The sequence below is a fragment of the Saxibacter everestensis genome (assembly GCF_025787225.1).
Classification (GTDB): domain Bacteria; phylum Actinomycetota; class Actinomycetes; order Actinomycetales; family Brevibacteriaceae; genus Saxibacter; species Saxibacter everestensis.
This window is the reverse complement of sequence record NZ_CP090958.1, coordinates 2,634,169-2,648,774: the sequence shown is the minus strand read 5'-3', so window position 1 is coordinate 2,648,774 and position 14,606 is coordinate 2,634,169. Positions and strand designations below refer to the sequence as shown.

General features: G+C 64.2%; 13 protein-coding genes. 7 read left to right on the top strand and 6 right to left on the bottom strand.

The features are described from left to right. The first annotated feature begins 121 nt into the window (after positions 1-121). Both LWF01_RS12645 and LWF01_RS12640 read left to right on the top strand, forming a co-directional pair. Positions 122-997, top strand: a complete 876-nt coding sequence (locus LWF01_RS12645) for an NAD(P)H-binding protein (RefSeq protein WP_349637731.1) — start codon at positions 122-124, stop codon at positions 995-997. Positions 998-1,096: 99 nt separating this feature from the next. After that, positions 1,097-2,032, top strand: a complete 936-nt coding sequence (locus LWF01_RS12640) for a TIGR03621 family F420-dependent LLM class oxidoreductase (RefSeq protein WP_349637730.1) — start codon at positions 1,097-1,099, stop codon at positions 2,030-2,032. A 15-nt stretch (positions 2,033-2,047) separates the two neighbouring features. On the opposite strand, the gene LWF01_RS12635 is transcribed toward LWF01_RS12640, so the two are convergent. Next, a complete protein-coding gene (locus tag LWF01_RS12635; protein WP_349637729.1) occupies positions 2,048-2,695 on the bottom strand; it encodes a 4a-hydroxytetrahydrobiopterin dehydratase in 648 nt (215 codons plus the stop codon). A 183-nt stretch (positions 2,696-2,878) separates the two neighbouring features. On the opposite strand from LWF01_RS12635, the gene LWF01_RS12630 reads away from it, so the two are divergent. After that, entirely contained in the window at positions 2,879-3,265 is a 387-nt protein-coding gene (locus LWF01_RS12630; protein WP_349637728.1) for a VOC family protein, read from the top strand. A gap of 66 nt (positions 3,266-3,331) precedes the next feature. Beyond that, positions 3,332-5,125 (top strand): 2-succinyl-5-enolpyruvyl-6-hydroxy-3-cyclohexene-1-carboxylic-acid synthase, encoded by a 1,794-nt coding sequence (gene menD, locus LWF01_RS12625; protein WP_349637727.1) that lies wholly within the window; start codon positions 3,332-3,334, stop codon positions 5,123-5,125. 85 nt (positions 5,126-5,210) lie between these two features. On the opposite strand, the gene menC is transcribed toward menD, so the two are convergent. From menC to LWF01_RS12610, 3 genes are read right to left on the bottom strand one after another with little or no spacing between them, the layout of a single operon-like run. Next, positions 5,211-6,344 carry an o-succinylbenzoate synthase gene (gene menC / locus LWF01_RS12620; protein ID WP_349637726.1) on the bottom strand — a complete coding sequence of 378 codons (1,134 nt, stop codon included), beginning with the start codon at positions 6,342-6,344 and terminating at the stop codon, positions 5,211-5,213. Then, on the bottom strand, positions 6,341-6,994 hold the full coding sequence (locus LWF01_RS12615; RefSeq protein ID WP_349637725.1) for a MurR/RpiR family transcriptional regulator: 654 nt from the start codon (positions 6,992-6,994) through the stop codon (positions 6,341-6,343). The genes menC and LWF01_RS12615 overlap by 4 nt, the downstream gene beginning before the upstream one ends. Then, positions 6,991-7,821 (bottom strand): GNAT family N-acetyltransferase, encoded by an 831-nt coding sequence (locus tag LWF01_RS12610; RefSeq protein WP_349637724.1) that lies wholly within the window; start codon positions 7,819-7,821, stop codon positions 6,991-6,993. Before LWF01_RS12610 ends, LWF01_RS12615 begins: the two co-directional genes overlap by 4 nt. 198 nt (positions 7,822-8,019) lie before the next feature. On the opposite strand from LWF01_RS12610, the gene LWF01_RS12605 reads away from it, so the two are divergent. Together LWF01_RS12605 and LWF01_RS12600 are read left to right on the top strand one after the other, a co-directional pair. Next, on the top strand, positions 8,020-9,174 hold the full coding sequence (locus LWF01_RS12605; RefSeq protein WP_349637723.1) for a M20/M25/M40 family metallo-hydrolase: 1,155 nt from the start codon (positions 8,020-8,022) through the stop codon (positions 9,172-9,174). Positions 9,175-9,223: 49 nt separating this feature from the next. Further along, positions 9,224-10,708 (top strand): DHA2 family efflux MFS transporter permease subunit, encoded by a 1,485-nt coding sequence (locus tag LWF01_RS12600; RefSeq protein WP_349637722.1) that lies wholly within the window; start codon positions 9,224-9,226, stop codon positions 10,706-10,708. Between the two features lie 136 nt (positions 10,709-10,844). On the opposite strand, the gene LWF01_RS12595 is transcribed toward LWF01_RS12600, so the two are convergent. Further along, positions 10,845-12,485 carry an MFS transporter gene (locus LWF01_RS12595; RefSeq protein ID WP_349637721.1) on the bottom strand — a complete coding sequence of 547 codons (1,641 nt, stop codon included), beginning with the start codon at positions 12,483-12,485 and terminating at the stop codon, positions 10,845-10,847. Between the two features lie 99 nt (positions 12,486-12,584). On the opposite strand from LWF01_RS12595, the gene LWF01_RS12590 reads away from it, so the two are divergent. Continuing rightward, positions 12,585-13,127: a MarR family winged helix-turn-helix transcriptional regulator gene (locus tag LWF01_RS12590; protein ID WP_349637720.1), complete on the top strand. Its 543-nt coding sequence runs from the start codon at positions 12,585-12,587 to the stop codon at positions 13,125-13,127. 92 nt (positions 13,128-13,219) lie between these two features. Here the strand turns inward: LWF01_RS12590 and LWF01_RS12585 are convergent, their stop codons facing one another. Further along, complete coding sequence (locus LWF01_RS12585) at positions 13,220-14,575, bottom strand: isochorismate synthase (RefSeq protein WP_349637719.1); 1,356 nt, start codon at positions 14,573-14,575, stop codon at positions 13,220-13,222. Between the last annotated feature and the right edge of the window lie 31 nt (positions 14,576-14,606).

Sequence of the window (14,606 nt, the reverse complement as noted above, 5' to 3'; positions counted from 1 at the left end):
TGCTCCGCTCGCGACCACCGCCGAACACCGTTCGCCCGGGCTCATCGGTTCGTCCAGCAGCGTTGTCGGTGCTGACGGTTAGCTTGAGACCGTTCTCATTCAAGCCAATGGAGGTACCGCAATGAAGATCGTTGTCACCACGCCGACAGGAAACGTGGGTTCACACGTCGTGCCGTTGCTCGTTCAGGCCGGCGCTCTTCCGACCGTGCTCGTCCGCGACAGCGCGAAACTTTCCGATCACGTCCGGAAGAGCTGTGATGTTGTAGAAGTCGATCAGGGCGACGTCGATGGTGTGATCCGGGCAACGGCAGGCGCGGACGCATTGTTCTGGGTCGACCCGCCGACCGATGACGATGACCCCATCGCCGGCCACGCCCGGATGGGGGAAAGCGCGGCTCGCGCAGTGCGGGAGAACGGCATCGGCCGCGTCGTCTTCCAAAGCAGCGGCGGGGCGGAGGCGCGACACGGGTTCGGTGAGATCGATGGGCTTGCCCGCACCGAGGAACTTCTCGATGACACCCCTGCATCGGTGACGCATCTTCGATGTGGTTACTTCTTCACAAATCTGCTGATGGACATCGACGGTCTGCGCAACGGCGTCCTAACCACAACGCTGCCAATCGAGCAGCGCATTCCGTGGGTGGCCCCACGCGATATCGCGGCGGTCGCTGCTGCCCGGCTCCTTTCCGAGGGCTGGCATGGCCGGGTGTCCCAGGGGGTTTACGGACCAGTGGATCTGTCGTTCGCTGAGGTGGCCGAGATTGTGGGTAATGCCATTGGCCGCAATGTCGTGGCCGACCAGATCACCGACGAGCAAGCCGCCGAACCGCTTCGGGGTTTCGGACTCAGTGAAGCCCAGGTCGAGGCGATCGTGGGGATGTCTCGAGGTCTTCGCGGCGGTTACGTGCCGGAGAGCCCGCGCGACATCACTTCGACAACGCCCACCACCCTCGGCTCCTGGGCGTACGAAACCCTGCGCCCGGTCATCTCCGGCTAGCCACGATCCGCGTGGACTATCGGCCGAGTCTGCGCAGGGCAGACAATGCGCGGCGGTTTGAACTTCTGAGTCGAACGCTTTGCCGACAGACTTGGCGACATGGGTTTAATTGATTTCTCCGTTCAGGCACAATCGACTTCCAGGGCCGACTGGCTCAGCCTTGCCCGTCGGGCCGAACAGGACGGTTATGTGCGGTTGTACGGCGCGGACCACCCCGGCCTTTCGGTATCGCCCGTGCCCGCACTGGCCTCTGCTGCCGCGGTCACTTCCGATCTGGCGGTCGGCGCGCTGGTAATGAATACCGGCGTCCACGAACCGTTCGATATCGCCGCGGACGTGGCGAGTCTGCAGCTGCTGTCCGGCGGACGCGCGGTGCTGGGACTCGGCGCCGGCCATACGCCAGCCGAATGGGCGCACATCGGTCGCGACTACCCGTCAGCGGATGCACGCATCTCGCGGCTGTTTGAGGTTGCCGATGTCGTCCGGGAGCTGCTGAGCGGGGCGGCGGTGGACTTTGCCGGTGAGCACATCACAGTCCAGGGCAGGCTCGAGATCGCGGATGGCCAACCGCGCGTGCCGCTTCTGATCGGCGGAAATGGCAGGCGCTTGCTTCGCTACGCGGCTCGTCATGCCGACATCATCGGCATGACAGGTTTGGGTAGAACCCTTGCAGACGGCCATTCCCATCAGGTGCAGTGGACACCGGCCCAGATCGATGAGCGGGTCGAGCTGATTACCGATGCCACGCCGGCAGGTCGACAGCCGATCCGCGAAGCGCTGGTTCAGACAGTCCGGTTAACCGATGACGCAGAAGCCGTCGCCGCACAGCTGATTTCGGAGTTCGGGGCCGAAACTCTGACCCCACAACAAGTCCTCGATTCGCCATACGCGTTAATCGGGACCCCGGAAGAAATCGTGACCAATCTTCGGCGGCAGGCCAAAGACCGTGGCATAACCGCTTTCGTGGTGCGAGCGGACACTCTGGATCAAATGAGGCCGATCCGAGAGGCGATGGTGCGAAATCACGACGCTTGAGCCCGCCTCGCGGCCTTAACGATCCAGAATCGTGCAAACACAAACTTTGTTTCCCTCGGGGTCGGCGAGGACGACGAAGGACGGTGCCTGTTCGTCGTCGACCACCCGGCCGCCGGCGGCAACCGCGGCCGCAATTCGCTCATCGGCTACGTCGTGCGGCACCCACAGATCGACATGGAAACGCTGGCGCGGGATCTCGTGTGCTTCGGTGCCCTGGAACCAGAGAGAGGGGACCCTTCCAGTGGCGTCGCGAACCTCATCTGCGGTCAGAGCGTCGACGCTCCCGGTGAGCACTGCGGCCCAGAACGGCCCGACGTCGGCGAGATCTGCGGTGTCCAGTGCTAACTCGAACTGGGTCACCGCGGTCGGTTCGGCAGAGATTCCCTGCTCGCGGGCGATTTCGCTGATCTGCCGTGCGAGATCGACGTCTCGCTGGGTGATCGAGCCGACATCGTGACTGATCAGCTTCAGATCCACCAACGGGTAGGTCAGCGTCACATCAGGATGGTGGCCGGCAGCTTCGGCGGCCTCGGCTACGACCGTGACGAAGCGAAGGCCGGTGACGAAATCGTCGGTCAAGAACCGGGCATGCAGGGCCTGGGCGAGCTTGCGCCAATCGTCCAGGCGAGCGTCAATGATCTGCTGATTGGTGAGGTTTTCCACGCGATCATTGTGTCAGGAAGGACCGACAGTGGGAACCCGCGGATTTGCGGGCGCGTAATGCGGCTGAATGGTGCCACCCGATCGGCTGGGCGTTCGATCGGCGAAGCCTGGGACGGGCGTCAGTTCATGCCGGGTCGGCTGAATCCCAGTGCCTGACGAGCGTCCAACCGTATGCTGGTGGACATGACGTCGAGAATCTCGCACACCACTGTCGATTGTGCCAACGCTTATCAGCTCTCACTCTTCTGGGCGGCTGTCCTTGGCTATGCCCAGGATCCCGAGAACCCTGACGAACCCGGCGATGAAGAATGCATGATCTTCGGTTCGGATAGCGCCATGCCCCTGCTTTTCATTGAAGTTCCAGAGGGTAAGCAGGCGAAGAACCGGCTGCATCTGGATCTCAGGCCCATAGACCGGACACAATCGGAGGAGATCGAGCGGGTTCTGGCACTCGGTGGGGTCGAAGTGGAGGACCGACGGACAACTGAGGGCGGTTGGATGGTGATTGCCGACCCAGAGGGCAACGAGTTCTGCATTTTGCGCAGCGACTCCGAGATTGCGGGGTCATGACGTTCCACTGACGCCGGTGCGAGCCCCATGCGGCGGGCAGTCTGGGACTTGAGGGAAGATGCAGGGGTGAACCCTTCCACCGCATCAGCGCAGCTTGTCGTCCAAAGCCTGATTGCACACGGCGTGCGCCATGTTGTGCTGGCGCCCGGATCGCGCAGCGCGCCGCTGGCCTATGCGCTGGTCGCCGCCGCGGATGCTGGCGAACTTACCCTGCATGTCCGGATTGACGAGCGGGTGGCGGGCTTCACGGCGCTGGGGCTTGCCCGCGGAAGCCGTTACCCGGCTGCGGTCGTGACGACGTCCGGAACTGCCGTGGCGAACCTGCACCCAGCGGTGCTCGAAGCGAGTTACGGCTCGGTGCCGATGATCGTGCTGAGCGCGGACCGCCCGGCCGAGCTGCGCGGCACCGGCTCCAATCAGACAATGCGCGCCCAGCACGAGATGTTCGGTAGCGAAGTGCGGTTCCTTGCCGACCTGCCGGCCCCGGATTCGCCGGAACGACTAGCCGAGTGGAGCAAAGGGCTGTGTGCGGCCATCGCCGCCGCTCGGGGCCTGGGTTCCACATCGCAGGCCGGCCGGCGTCCGGGTCCGGTGCAACTCAACCTGGCATTTCGTGATCCGCTGGTGCCGGACTCAACAGACGCCGAAGGGCCGGCAGCCGCAGGGTCGGCTTCGGCGTCCGGTGAACACTGGGCGCGTGCCGCCAGCGAGCTGGCCGGCCACCCGACGGGGGAAGAACGGACCCCGGAGCCCGCTGCCGTGCACCAGGTGGCCCCTGGCCCGCGAACCGTCGTGCTCGCCGGGGACTCGGTCGACCCCGAGGTCGGCAAGGCGGCTGCCGCACTCGCTGAACGCGCGAAGTGGCCCCTTCTGGCGGAGCCATCCTCGGGCGCATGCCGCAGCACATCATCGATACCGGTCTACCGGCTGATCCTCGGATCGTCACTGTCCGAGGGAATCGAGCGGGTCGTGACATTCGGCAGACCAACACTGAGCCGCCCGGTCAGTAGACTGCTGGCCCGACGCGACGTCGAGCACATTGTTGTCAGCCCGGAACCGGAGTGGTTCGGCGCCGGTGTGCCAAACGCGACGATCGTCCAGGCAGTTCAATTGGCGGACGCAGTCGCAGTCCCGGACGCGGACCCGGGCGCCGGCGCCGTGGCCGGTAGAACCGCGCACCATGGCCCCGACATCGACGAGGAGTGGTGCGAGAACTGGCTGGCGGCCGGCGCTGCGGCCAGCGCTGCCGTGCGGAAGGTCGCCGCGAGCGACGGAGATAGCCTGAACAACTTTGCGGTCGCCGACGCCGTGATCGGCAGACCCGGGCAGGTCTACCTCGGCTCGTCGAACGTGGTGCGCGATGTCGACCTGGCGATGACGTCACAATCACGGGCAACAGTGATGGCTGGCCGTGGCCTATCCGGAATTGACGGCACTGTCTCGACGGCCAGTGGAATCTCGTTGGCCAGTAGCCCGGTCCGGGTGCTGCTCGGCGACCTCACCCTGCTGCACGATATCGGCGCGCTGCTGATCGGGCCGCTTGAACAGGAACCTGAGCTGCAGGTTGTCGTCGTCAACGATGACGGTGGCGGCATCTTCGCCACCCTCGAGCACGGCGAGCAAAGATTTGCGGGGGTCTTCGAACGGATCTTCGGCACACCTCACGGGCGGAACTTCGAGGAGATCGCCGCCGGGTACGGCTGGGATTACGCTCGTGCGACGACCCGTGAAGAGCTGGACCGTGTGCTGGACGCGCCCAGAAAGGGACGCTCGATCATTGAGGTGGCGGTTCACCGGGACAGCCATCGGGACTTCGCCGCCCGGGTCCGCGACGCGGTCGAACAGCGACTGACCGGCTGAGCGCGGCCAGCGGCTGACTGGCTGAGCGCGGCCAGCGACTGACCCGGCTGAGGGTAGCCGGACCGAGCTGCTCGCCAGACGATTCTTAGCCGCTGGTCTCTTCGCCGAGCCGAGCGACTCGCAGTTCGTTCTGCGCGACAAAGTCCTCGTCGACGGCGTACCCCAGGCCCGGCGACGCAGGAACCAGAACCTCACCCTGCTCCGCCTCGACAGCCGGGACGATGACATCGCGTGCGTAGTACTTCGCAGAAGCGGAAACGTCCGATGGGAGCGAGAAGCCCGGCAGCGAGGAGAGTGCAACATTTGCCGCGCGGCCGATGCCGAATTCGTGCATACCGCCACACCACACCGGGACACCATGCTCAGCGGCCAGCCCATGGGCGGCACGAGCGGCGGTGAGGCCACCCATCCTGGAGACCTTGATATTGAGGATGCGACCGGCGTCCAACGCTAGTGCGGTGCGAAAGTCGGCCAGGTCTTCGACCGACTCGTCCAGGCAGATCGGGGTGCCGATCTGTGACTGCAGCTTGCCGTGGGAGACGAAATCCCGCGGAGCAAACGGCTGTTCGATCATTCGCAGCCCCTGGGCGTCGAGCTGCCGCATCACGGCAAATGACTCATCGGTGGCCGGGTAGGCTCCGTTCGCGTCAACGTGCAGGTCGACATCTCCGAATGCCTGCCGCACCGCGGCGACCGGCTCGACATCCCAGCCCGGCGCGATCTTCAGCTTGACCCGCTGGTATCCGGCCGAGGCATGAATCTGCACCTGTCCGAGGAGGGCGTCTATCGTCGGCTCGATTCCCAAGGACACTCCAGCCGTGACCGAGGTGCGGGTTCCGCCGAGCACCGTGCTCAGCGGCAGTTCTTGTGCCTCGGCGAACAGGGTCCAGGCGGCGGCATCGATGCCGGCAGCGGCAAAGCGGTGGCCGCGGACCTTCCGCCACAGCGCCGGGACTTCCGCAGGGTGCTCCCATTCGGCACCCAGCACCGCCGGAAGCAGGTACTTCTCGGCGATTAGCCAGCACGTTTCGACGGTCTCCGGGCAGTAGAACGGGTCGCTGGGTGAGGCGATCTCGCCCCAGCCAACGACGCCGGACTCATCGACCAACCGGACCAGGATGTGATCGAGGTGGGCCTTGCGGTGAGAGCTGGTCTGAAACTGGTGCACTAGCGGCAGCCGCACGAGGTGCAGACTGGCTTCGACGACTCGCATGGTCATGTCTCCTGGTAGATGCCGAGCGCATCGCTGATTCTGTCTCGTTCGGTCAGGCGGCGGCGGGCGCCCTTGGCGCTTGCGGTGGTCAGCGTGGACAGCAGGTGAATGGTTGCCGCGACGGTTGTCGGCGAATCGGCATAGGAGGCGCTATCGGTCGGCACGACGATCGTTTGGTCGGCGATCGATGCCAGCGGTGCCGAAGCGTCATCCGTGATGGCGATGACGGTGCCGCCGGACCGCGCGAATTCCGTGGCCACCGAGATGGTCTCTCTGCGATATCGACGGAACGAGAACGCGATCAGCAGATCTGTCTGCCGCAATTCGCTGAGCAGGTCGAGCGGGCGCACTATTGCTCCATCGACCAGGGTGACGTGGGAGAGCCCGGCGGAGAGATCGGTGGCAAGCAGGGAGGCGTAGGCGAACGATTTACCGGCCCCAGTGATAAACCGACGGCGGGCAGCGACCGTCGCCGCGGCTGCCGCGGCCGGGGCGCCATCATTGGCAAAATGTTCGAACGCCTCTGCCAGATTGGCGGTTTCCTGGGCGATGAGCTGTGCCTGCAACGCGACGGCGGAGGAGTTACGCGCGATTCGCGCGCCATAACGGTCGCCGGGGGTGACAAGTGCGCGGTTTGCTGCATGGTTGTCAGTCACTGGATGTCCTCCGTGGTTGCGGGGCTCTGTGGGTGCACGAGATCGTAGCGCGCCGTGCCGGGGCCGATCTTATGGCATCCGGCCACCTGTAAACCGCGGCCGAGTGCGGCTTCCAGGCTGTCGGCCAGCCGAGAGCGCACGGTCGAAGCGCTTGCCGGGTCGGAAGCGGCGAGGTCCGCGATGGAGGAGGGGATGGTGATCCAGGCACGGTCGGCTGTCTCGGTCAATCGGCCCCAGACCGCTGGCGAGGTATCAGCCTCGTCCGCCATGGACTCACGCTCGGCACCGCCCATCTTGGTGCCGGAAAGGCCTGGCTTGGCAGCCGAGGCGGCGGAGTCGAAATCCCACTGCACGATCAGCCGGTCCGACTCACCGATGCCGTAAAGGTCCCGGCGGAACCGGATGCCGACCGCACCGAGGGTGTCAAGGTTGAAATGCGCATTCCGTGCGATTGCCGGATCGAAGGCCCAGCGCATAAAGGTGGTGCCGGTGGCCCGAGCGACGTCAGCCTGCTTCTGCTTCAGGGCCCGACCGATGCCGAAGCCTTGATAGTCGGGGCGGATAACGGCGGCCTGCGAGTAGTGAAAAACAGTACCGTCGGCGATCGCCGCGAAGCCGTAGGCGAATGCCACGACGTTCCCGTTCTGATCCTTTGCGCCGACAACCGAGCCGCCGTTCTCCTGCAGGGATTTCAGCAGCCGGGGGTTGACACCCGCTTCGCTATCGCTGTAGTTAAAGACTTCACGGTACAGACCGGCTGCGGCCTGAAGATCTTCGGCAGATTCCAGCAGGCGGACCAGGGGAGTCCCGACCGGGGACGAGATCACGATTCTCCAATTCCGCTCACCGCGGGTGGGTTGTTTGGACAATGTCGTCCCGGGATGTCCTTGCGATGTACGGCATGGATGCGCCGGACTATTCGGAACGTATCTTATGAATAGCAGCAGATGCTTCCCGGTGTCAACGGTGCGGAGTCTGATAAGTTCTAATGTTTATGATACGTAACTTCTCGATTGTGAGTAACCATGACAGCAACGTTTGATCTTTCAGGCCAAGTTGCCGAGCTGGAATCGCTGGTAGCTCGCTACGTATCTTTGGAGACGCCCACCGGCGATCCGAGTCGGATCGGCGCATTTGTTGATGAGCTCGAGGCCGACCTCACCGGCCTCGGCGGAAAGGTCCGCCGCGAATCCGAACCCACCGGTGATCATTTGGTGGCTGACTTCCCGGGTCGCGGCACCAAAGCGGAACTGGAGCCGATTCTGCTGCTCGGGCACTATGACACGGTTCATCCGGCTGGATCGCTTTCCGGGACGATGCCGCTGAGGCGTGCCGGGGATACATTGTTCGGGCCCGGGGTCTACGACATGAAGAGCGGACTCGCGCTGATCATGACGGCATTGGACGTGCTGAACTTCCGGCAGCCTTCCGGTGAGGCGGCGTCGCATCGTCCGCTGCGCGTGGTGTTCAATGCCGACGAGGAGATTGGCTCGCCGACGTCGCGCCGGATCGTTGAACTGGCGGCCGAGGCGGCCGTGTGCGCCCTTGGATTCGAGGCGCCGCATCCGGATGGCAGCCTGAAACTCGGTCGCTGGGGGAGCACCCGGGCTCGGGTGACGGTGACTGGCAAAGAAGCGCACGCCGCTCTTGACCCGGATAAGGGCGTGAATGCGATCGATGAGCTTGTCGACCAACTGACGGCCCTGCGCGCAGTGGTTGACCGGCATCACGATGGGATGCTCTGCAACGTCGGAACAATCAGCGGCGGCGGAAAAACGAACGTCGTACCCGCGTCCGCCACGGCCGAGATCGGTTTCCGGTTCCGTGAGCGGGCAAGTGAGTCAGGAGTGCTGGGTGAGCTGGCGAAGATCGCGCCGCTGAATGCCGGTGCTGAAGTGGCGTTCGAGGTCGTGACCTCCAGGCCGGCGTGGCAGGAGTCAGCTCAGGACCGCCGGCTGGCCAATCTCGTGCTTGATGTCGGACGTGACATCGGTCAGACGCTCGATGCGCGGCCCGCCCGCGGCGCGGCGGACACGAACTTCACCGGTGGTCTCGGCATCCCTACTCTTGATGGCTTCGGGCCCCTTGGGCAGGGCGCCCATGCTGAGCATGAGCAGATACATCTGCCGGCGCTCGGCGAGCGACTGGCGCTCATTCTGGAAGTGCTGACCCGGCTCTAGCACGGTCCTGACCCGGCTCTGGCACGGTATTCGCGACTACGCTGAAATCATGACTGGCGAAGGTGCTGTTGGCGAGAGCGAGGGCATTCGCTATGCGACCGGCCCCGGCAGATGGGTGCTTACTGCGACAGTGCTCGGCTCGGGGATGGCGGGCCTGGACGCCACCGTGGTCAACGTCGCGCTTCCGACAATTGGCCGGGAGTACGACGTCGGCGTCGCAGGCCTGCAGTGGGTGGTGAATGCGTACACGCTCACCCTTGCCGGCCTACTGCTCCTCGGCGGAACGCTGGGCGACCGCTACGGCAGGCGACGGCTCTTCATCCTCGGTACGGTCTGGTTTGCGCTGGCCTCGTTGGCCTGTGCCCTTGCCCCGAACGCGATCACCCTGATTTTTGCCCGCGGCTTGCAGGGGATCGGTGGCGCATTGCTGACTCCCGGCAGTCTTGCGATCCTGCAGTCGGTCTTCGTGTCGGCTGATCGGTCGAAGGCAATCGGTGCCTGGTCCGGGCTCGGAGGCGTGGCCAGCGCCATCGGACCGTTCCTCGGGGGATGGCTGATAGAAGCCGTATCCTGGCGGCTCATCTTCCTGATCAACCTCCCGCTCGCCGCGGCGGCCGTCCTGATCGCCATCCGCCACGTTCCGCAACCTCCGGTGCAAAGAAGCCGGCAGCGGCTGGATATCGTCGGTGCGTTGAGCATTACCGCCGGCCTGATCGGCGTGACTTACGGGCTGATCTCCGGCCCGAACGACGGCTGGCTCTCGCCACTTGTAGTGCTATCGCTCGGGGCCGGAGTGGCGTTGCTGGTCGTGTTCCTGGTTTGGGAGCGGCATGCGACGAATCCGATGCTGCCGCTCGGCATCTTCCGGTCCGTGCAGTTCTCGGCCGCTAACGCGGTGACCTTCGTCGTGTACGCCGCCTTGGGCGGAGGACTTTTCCTGCTGCCGATTGTCTTGCAGCAGGCGGTTGGCTATTCGCCGCTTTTTGCCGGGGTGGCCTTACTCCCAATCACTGTGATCATGTTGGCTCTGTCCGGACGTTCAGGAGCGCTCGCCGATCGGATCGGTCCGCGGCTGCAGATGTCGCTCGGTCCAATCGTGATCGCAGCAGGGCTGGCCCTGCTGGTCCGAATCGACGGCTCAGGGGACTACCTGACCCAGGTGCTGCCCGCCATCCTGGTGTTCGGTCTCGGCCTGGCGATCAACGTGGCGCCGTTGACCTCGACCGCGCTCGCGGCGGCTCCGGCGGAGCACGCGGGCATCGCATCGGGAGTCAACAATGGGGTGGCGCGAACAGCAGGGTTGTTGGCCGTGGCGGTCCTCCCGGTCGCGGCGGGGATCACCGGGGACGCTTACCTGCATCCCTCGGCCTTGCTGGAAGGCTTCCGCAGCGCGGTACTGATCGCAGCCGGTCTGTGCGTTGCCGGCGGCGTGCTGGCAGCCATCACAATTCGGAATCCATCCCGGGGCGCTCCGGGTCCGGCCTCGCACGAGCTGCACTGCGCCCTGGAGGCGCCGCCCTTACGCCGGCGCTGAGAGAACCAAGCTGGGTCTGCTCGTAGATCCCTTGACGGATCGAGCCACGCACTGTCCGTCGAGGGCCCAAGCCGAGAATAAAGACGGTTCTGCCACGAATGCCCGACCGTGTGGAGGCCGGGCATTCGCTTGGCGCCTATGGCTGGGAGGTGCTCATTTCGTCAGCAACCGCCGGCTCGGAGCCAGCTTGTAACTCTGCTTTGCGTGTGTTCGGGATGAGGAAGGTGGCGATCACACCGACGACAAGGAATCCTGCGGCGAGGTACGATCCGAAAGTGAGTGCTTGCGTCATTGCCTCTCGTGCTGCGTCGGCCACGGATGCGGTGGCAGGATTGTTGGAGAGAGGCTCGATTACGGCGCCGGCGCTGTCGGAGACCGCCTCACTAAGCTTCGCTACCTGATCCGCCGGAAGCCCGGCGTTGGCCAGACGGTCCCGTAGGTTCGAGCTCAAAGTTGAGAAAAACACGGTGGTGAGTGCGGCGATTCCGAGGGCGGAGCCCAGTTGACGGAAGGTGCTCTGGATGCCGGAACTCTGACCCCCTTCTTCCTCGGGGACGTCTGCAAGGACCACGTTGGTGACCTGCGAGGTTGCGAAGCCGACGCCGATGCCATAGAAGAACAGCACCAGGGCGATGAGCCACCACTGTGCATCGGACGCTGCAGCGACGATACCGAGGCCGGCCAGGCCGACAACCTCGAGGGCGAGGCCGAGACGAACCAGTCCGAGGGGCGAGACCTTCGCGGTGAGCGGGAAGCTGATTCCGCTGGCGACGAAGCTTCCGACTGCGATTGGCACGAGGGCGAGACCAGCTTGGAGCGGGGTGTAATCAAGTGTGAACTGGAGCCACAGCGGCATGACGGCGATGATTCCGAACTCGCCCAGTCCGATGATCAAGGTGGCGATGTTTCCGTTACGGAACGAAGCAATTGAGAAGAGCTTCACGTCCATCAGCGGTTCGTGTCGACCAGTGCCACGGCTGACGATGATTTGCCGCCAGACGAACCCAACCAGCAAGATCACGGCAAGCACGAGAGCGATGAATGCTGGCGAGAGGCCAGAGTCCCAGGTGCCGCCGAATAGCTCGAAGGCACGTTGGCTCGTGACCCACCCGTAGACGCGCCCCTCGACCAACCCGAAGGCCAAGAGCCCGAGGCCCAGAATGGACAGGCTCGCGCTGATGCCGTCGACACGTCCTCTCGTTCGAGGTGTTGGGGTGATGAAAAGCATGGCGAGGATCAGGATCAGGATTGTGAGTGGGATGTTGATGCCGAATGCCCACCGCCACGAGGAGTGCTCCGATAGCCATCCGCCGAGGACCGGGCCGAGAGCGGTGGCTGCTCCGATCGTAGATCCCCAGATCGCAAACGCCTGCCCGCGAGCCTTTCCCGTGAACATGCGGTTGAGAAGCGAAAGCGATGTGGGAAGGATGAGGGCCGCCCCCAAACCCTGGAGGAAACGTCCGAGGATCAGGACCTCGCCGTTCGGCGCTGCGCCGGCGATAAGGCTCGTGACACCAAAGATGACGACGCCCAAGATGAACACCGGCCGAGCGCCGCGGAGATCAGAGATCCGGCCAACGAGCAAAAGCAGCGCGGCAAAGATTATCGCGTAAGATTCCTGGATCCACTGTGCCTGGCTCGAGTCGATCCCGATATCTTCGATCACCGATGGTGTGATTACGTTCACGATGGTGGTGTCGACCACGATCAGTGCAACTCCCAGGGCGATGGCCATTAAGCCCAACCAGCGGCGAACAGAGACTGATAAGCCCGACATTCATAAACCTCCGAAGTATCTTCATGCACAAATAGTTACATGGTAAAGTTACTTTGCGGTCTGATAGTTTGGCAAGTGACACCATAGAGAGGGGCGCAGATGCACACTGAGGACGATAAGGAGGTCCGAGACCAGCGCGACCGGTTGATGGAGGGGCTCCGGACGTATGGAAGAACCTATGCCGAACTCGGCCGTCGGTTTGCTGCCAGTCTCGGGCTGCACTCGACCGATGCATCCGCACTGCTCGAGATTCTCGCTGCGGAAGAACGCGGCACACCCCTGTCACCGGCGCGCTTGAGTGAAAGGATCGCGCTTACTGCCGGCGCAACGTCGTCTCTGCTCAACCGACTCGAGGCCAGCGGCCACATTGTCCGAACCCGGGTGCACACAGACAGGCGCGTTGTCACGCTCCAGTCCACTCCTGGCATGCACGGAGTCGCGGATGAGTTCTTCGAGCCCCTGGCGGGACGTCTGAACGCAATGATGGGTGCATATCCAATGGAACTGCTTGGCCAATTCGAGTCGTTCTTGACGGAGCTGCGGGTCACCATGGACACGTACGCGCAGGAACATACCTTGCGCGACGAAAACGACGGAAAATCTGCAGACGGAGTCGACCTGACCAGAGGCGACTCACGATAGTGATGCCGAACCGCTGATCGGGCAGCCAGGGCCACGATCTGTCTGGTCGGGCAATCGTTTTCGGGACTGAACGGCTTTTGCGGCTTAGCGGCTCACATCTCTACGCCCAGTCCGCTCAGCATCGGCGCGAGCTTCGCGGTCGACTCCTCGAGTTCGCTCCCCGGTTCGGAGTCGGCAACGATCCCGCAGCCCGCAAACAGTCTGAGTTCGTCCCGCGCTTCGGAGGTGAACTGTCCGCAGCGCAACGCGATGGCCCATTCGCCATCGCCATTGCCATCCATCCAGCCGACCGGCCCGGAATAGCGCCCCCGGTCCATGCCTTCCTCATCGGCAATGATTCGTACCGCGTCCCCGGTCGGCGTGCCGCCAACCGCGGCAGTCGGATGCACTGTCGCAGCGACTGCAAGCGACGACGGCCGGCTACCGTCGGCATCCTGTGTCAATTCGCCATGCGCGTCGCTGGCCAGGTGAATCACATTGGCGAGTTCGAGCATGAACGGTTCCGGATCGACGTCAAGAGTCGAGCACAGCGGCCGCAGGGCGGCGGTAAGTGAATCGATGGCGTAGCGGTGCTCCGAGCTGTCTTTGTGCGCGGACAACACCACCCGGGCGGCATCGACGTCCGCGTCGCGATCTCCGGTGGTCCGGTACGTTCCCGCCAGCACCCGCGACCGAACCTCGCCACGGTGCGAGCTGATCAGCAATTCGGGCGTGGCGCCCAGCAGCCCGTCGATGTGAAAAGTCCAGCAGGACGGATAGGTCGCGTTGAGCACGCCCAGAACGTAACGGACATCGATGGGTTCCGCGGCCCGGGCGAACACGTCGCGCGCCAGCACCGCCTTCTCGGCGTCACCGGCACGCAGCCGTTCGACAACCCGGACGACGGCGTCCTGCCAACCGGCCTCGTCCAGGCTGCCGGTGCGCACTGTGACGGCTTCCGGTTTGCGAAGCGGGTTGTGCTGGCTCAGCGGCCGATGCGAATTGAGCGGATTCGCTGTCGCGGCGGCCTCATCGGTGGTCAGCGACATGACGGTGAGCCAGACCCGGCCCTGGTATCGACCGAGCAGGAGGCGCGGAACGATCAGAACCGACGATTGTTCCGAATCGTCGGCGAAGGTGAAACTGCCGAAGGCAATGGCTCCGCTGCCCGGCAATCTGACCTCATCCCTGACCGAACCCGCGGCAACGAGCTGGCGCCAGGCAGCGTCGGCAGCGGCAAATCGGTCCGGTCCGGCTGTCTCGATCCGGGTGCATTCGCCCCAGCCGACCAGGCCGGAATGCCCACGGACCCAGGCGGTGATCCCGGAGGTGGCCAAGCGCGAGAGAAAGTCAGCCGGGGTGGTCGGCAACTCGCTGCCAAGCGGTGAATCGGAGTGCTGGGCAAGGCCATCGACGAAGTAGGAATGTGCCCGCAATGTGGCGGACGGCGCAGAAGCAGAGACAGTCATAAGAAACATAAGCCTAGTCCGCGCAGAGATC

Excerpts from the sequence above, each read along its gene's own strand:
- LWF01_RS12640 (WP_349637730.1), top strand. The coding sequence starts at position 1,097 with ATGGGTTTAATTGATTTCTCCGTTCAGGCACAATCGACTTCCAGGGCC.
- LWF01_RS12600 (WP_349637722.1), top strand. The coding sequence starts at position 9,224 with ATGACTGGCGAAGGTGCTGTTGGCGAGAGCGAGGGCATTCGCTATGCG.
- LWF01_RS12630 (WP_349637728.1), top strand. The coding sequence starts at position 2,879 with ATGACGTCGAGAATCTCGCACACCACTGTCGATTGTGCCAACGCTTAT.
- LWF01_RS12605 (WP_349637723.1), top strand. The coding sequence starts at position 8,020 with ATGACAGCAACGTTTGATCTTTCAGGCCAAGTTGCCGAGCTGGAATCG.
- LWF01_RS12595 (WP_349637721.1), bottom strand. The coding sequence starts at position 12,485 with ATGTCGGGCTTATCAGTCTCTGTTCGCCGCTGGTTGGGCTTAATGGCC.
- LWF01_RS12645 (WP_349637731.1), top strand. The coding sequence starts at position 122 with ATGAAGATCGTTGTCACCACGCCGACAGGAAACGTGGGTTCACACGTC.
- LWF01_RS12585 (WP_349637719.1), bottom strand. The coding sequence starts at position 14,575 with ATGACTGTCTCTGCTTCTGCGCCGTCCGCCACATTGCGGGCACATTCC.
- LWF01_RS12590 (WP_349637720.1), top strand. The coding sequence starts at position 12,585 with ATGCACACTGAGGACGATAAGGAGGTCCGAGACCAGCGCGACCGGTTG.
- menC (WP_349637726.1), bottom strand. The coding sequence starts at position 6,344 with ATGACCATGCGAGTCGTCGAAGCCAGTCTGCACCTCGTGCGGCTGCCG.